Source organism: Pseudonocardia sp. KRD291 (assembly GCF_019263595.1).
Classification (GTDB): Bacteria; Actinomycetota; Actinomycetes; order Mycobacteriales; family Pseudonocardiaceae; genus Pseudonocardia.
Genome location: NZ_JADQDD010000444.1, coordinates 1 through 3,145, shown reverse-complemented (window position 1 = coordinate 3,145; position 3,145 = coordinate 1). Strand labels below are relative to the sequence as shown.

2 protein-coding genes and 1 pseudogene are annotated in these 3,145 nt (G+C 73.8%); 2 read left to right on the top strand and 1 reads right to left on the bottom strand.

Going from position 1 to position 3,145, the window contains the following annotated elements:
• Nucleotides 1-399: pseudogene (locus tag I4I78_RS31465) on the top strand (hypothetical protein); the annotation flags it as partial.
• A gap of 96 nt (nucleotides 400-495) precedes the next feature.
• Here I4I78_RS31465 and I4I78_RS31460 read toward each other — a convergent pair.
• Nucleotides 496-1,305 carry an RNA methyltransferase gene (locus I4I78_RS31460; RefSeq protein WP_218615150.1) on the bottom strand — a complete coding sequence of 270 codons (810 nt, stop codon included), beginning with the start codon at nucleotides 1,303-1,305 and terminating at the stop codon, nucleotides 496-498.
• 152 nt (nucleotides 1,306-1,457) lie between these two features.
• On the opposite strand from I4I78_RS31460, the gene I4I78_RS31455 reads away from it, so the two are divergent.
• Nucleotides 1,458-2,945, top strand: coding sequence for a glutamate--cysteine ligase (locus I4I78_RS31455; protein WP_218615149.1), 1,488 nt, complete (start codon nucleotides 1,458-1,460; stop codon nucleotides 2,943-2,945).
• Nucleotides 2,946-3,145: the final 200 nt, after the last annotated feature.

The window sequence follows — 3,145 nt, the reverse complement described above, 5'->3', positions numbered from 1 at the left end:
TCGCGCCCGGTCGAGCAGCGCCCTGCCGCTCCGGAGCGCACGACCCGGACCGTCGGTGCGCCGGTGGCCGACCGGACGGAGAGCCCGGCCGTCGCCGAGACGCAGGCCCCCACCGACCCGGCGGCCACCGGGACTCGGCCGGCGGCGGATGCAGAGCCCGCGACGACCGAGCCCGCCACGACCGAGGCTCCGGAGCGGCCCGCCGCCTCCGTCGTCGACGACGGCGCGACCGAGGCCGCTACCGAGGCCCCGACCAGCACCCCGGACGAGGCCACCGGCTCCGAGGCCGCCAAGCCGGCCGCCGGCACCCGCCCGGCTGCCCGGTCGCGGACGAAGAAGGGCAAGCCGGTCATGCCGTCCTGGGACGAGGTCCTACTCGGCGTCCGCGGCCAGCGCTGACCCCCGCCCGCCCGTCCGATCCGTCGTGCGCACGACTCGGTGCTCCCGCGCGCGTCCCGGCGCGCGCGGGAGCCTGGTCCGTGCGCGTGTCGGGGCTCAGTCGTCTCCGGTGATCGCGTGGAAGGCGACGGCCGCGGCGGTGGCGACGTTGAGCGAGTCCACGCCGGTGGCCATCGGGATCCGGACGCGGACGTCCGCGGCGGCCAGCGCATCGTCGGTCAGGCCGGGGCCCTCCGCGCCCAGCAGCAGGGCGGTGCGGCGCCCGGAGAGCCCCGCCCGCGACAGCGGCACGGCATCCGGGTCGGGGGTCAGGGCGGCGACCGTCAGGCCGGCGTCGCGCAACAGGTCCAGTGACGCGGGCCAGGGCCCGGGCAGGGGCGCGAACGGCACCCGCAGCACGTGCCCCATCGAGACCCGGACGCTGCGCCGGTAGAGCGGGTCCGAGCAGAACGGGCCGAGCAGGATCCCGTCGACCCCGAGCGCGGCCGCGTTGCGGAACAGCGAACCCAGGTTCTCGTGGTCCCCGACGCCCTCGCAGACGGCCAGCACCCGGGCACGCGCGGCCAGCTCGGCCGGGTCGGGGACCTCGGCCCGGTCGGCGACGGCCAGCACGCCGCGGTTGAGGTGGAAGCCGACGGCCTCGGCCATCACGTCGGCGTCGGTGGCGTAGGCGGGGACGTCGAGCGGCTCGAGGTCGCCGGCCAGCTCCTCCAGGCGGCGCGGGACGCCCAGCAGCGACCGCACCGGGTACGGGGAGTCGAGCAGCCGCCGGACCACGACGACACCCTCCGCGATCACCAGCCCCCGCCCGCCCGGACGGTCCGGGCGCCGGTCGGCGGTCGTGAGGTCGCGGTAGTCGTCCAGGCGCGGGTCGTCGGCCCGTCCGACGGGGGTGAGAATGGCCACGAGGACCGATGATCCCACTACGTCGACCGTCCGCCGCGTCCAGTAGCCCGGTCAGCCGGTATCGCTCGATCCGGCGATGTGACACGGTGTAGTGCCGCCTGCCGGAGCCGGTCCTGGCCGGGCGCTCCCCCTTCTTGGAGGTCGGTTCTCGCATGGGTCAGGTCGTCGACCGGACAACGTTCACGCGTCGCGACCGCCAGCGCTACCGCATCAAGGTCCAGCGGTGTCTCGACACTCTCGAGGAGATGTTGCGGGAGTACCCGTTCGCCGACTCCGAACCGATGACCGGCGTGGAGATCGAGTTCAGCCTCGTCGGTACCGACCTGTCACCGTCCCTGAACGGCGGCGACGTCCTGGAGACGATCAACGCCGAGGAGTTCCAGACCGAACTCGGCCGCTGGAACCTGGAGCTGAACCTGCCGCCGCGGCCGCTGCCCGGGGACCAGTGGCGCCTGCTCGAGCACGAGCTCCTGGACCTGCTGGCCGGCGCCGGGGCCAAGGCCGGGGACCTGTGCACCCAGCTGGTCATGATCGGGATCCTGCCGACGCTGCGCTCCGATCACATGGTCGCCGAGTCGATCACCCCGGACGACCGCTACACCGCCCTCAACGACCAGATGCTCACCGCCCGCGGCGAGCCGATCCGGATCGACATCACCGGCAACGGCGGCTCCGAACGCCTGGCCGAGGACTTCGAGACGATCATTCCGGAGGCCGCCTGCACGTCGATGCAGCTGCACCTGCAGGTCGCGCCCGCGGACTTCGGGAAGTACTGGAACGCGGCCCAGTGCCTGGCCGGGGTGCAGCTCGGGCTGGGGGCGAACTCGCCGTTCCTGATGGGCTCGAACCTCTGGGCGGAGACCCGGATCCCGTTGTTCGAGCAGTCCTGTGACGTGCGCACCCCCGAGCTGCGCAACCAGGGCGTGCGGCCCCGGGTGTGGTTCGGCGAGCGGTGGATCGACTCGGTACTCGATCTCTTCGCCGAGAACGCCCGGTACTTCCCCGCGTTGATGCCGGTCACCAGCGACGTCGACCCGATGGCCCAGCTGCGCGAGCACGGCGCGCCCGCGCTTCCCGAGCTGACGCTGCACAACGGGACGATCTGGCGCTGGAACCGCCCGATCTACGACATCTCCGGTTCCGAACCGCACGTCCGCCTGGAGAACCGGGTGCTGCCGGCCGGTCCGACGACGGTCGACATGGTCGCGAACGCGCTGTTCTTCTACGGGCTGCTGCGCACCCTCGTCGAGTCGGAGCAGCCGCTGTGGAGGTCGATGTCGTTCGAGGCGGCCGCGGAGAACTTCACGACCTCGGCCCGGCACGGGATGAACGCGCCGCTGTACTGGCCGGGCACCGGGTGGATCCGCCCGGACGAGCTCGCGCTGCGCAAGCTGCTCCCGCTCGCGCACGAAGGGCTCGCCCGCTGGGGTGTCAGCGGCGCGGTCTGCGACCGCTACCTGACCGTGCTGGAACGCCGCTGCGTCACCCGCCAGACGGGCTCGTCGTGGCAGGTCGACACGGTTGCCGCGCTCGAGGACCGCGGGCTGGACCGCACGCAGGCACTGCACGGGATGGTCGAGCGCTACATCGCCGCGTCCGCGGCCAACCAGCCGGTGCACACCTGGGACGTCCCGGACTGACCGCCGCGGCGTTCGCCATCGCGAAGCCCTGCCCGCAAGCGCCCACCGGGTCGCGCCGGGCTCCCTAGCGTCCTCCTCCGCACCGCCCGGGGCTCCTCGCCGGCGGCCTCGGGACGGAGGACCATGAACCAGCATCCGGGCGCAGGGCCGTCGACGGCGGCGCTCGCGCCGCACCTGCCCGCCGCCCGGCCGGACCGGTG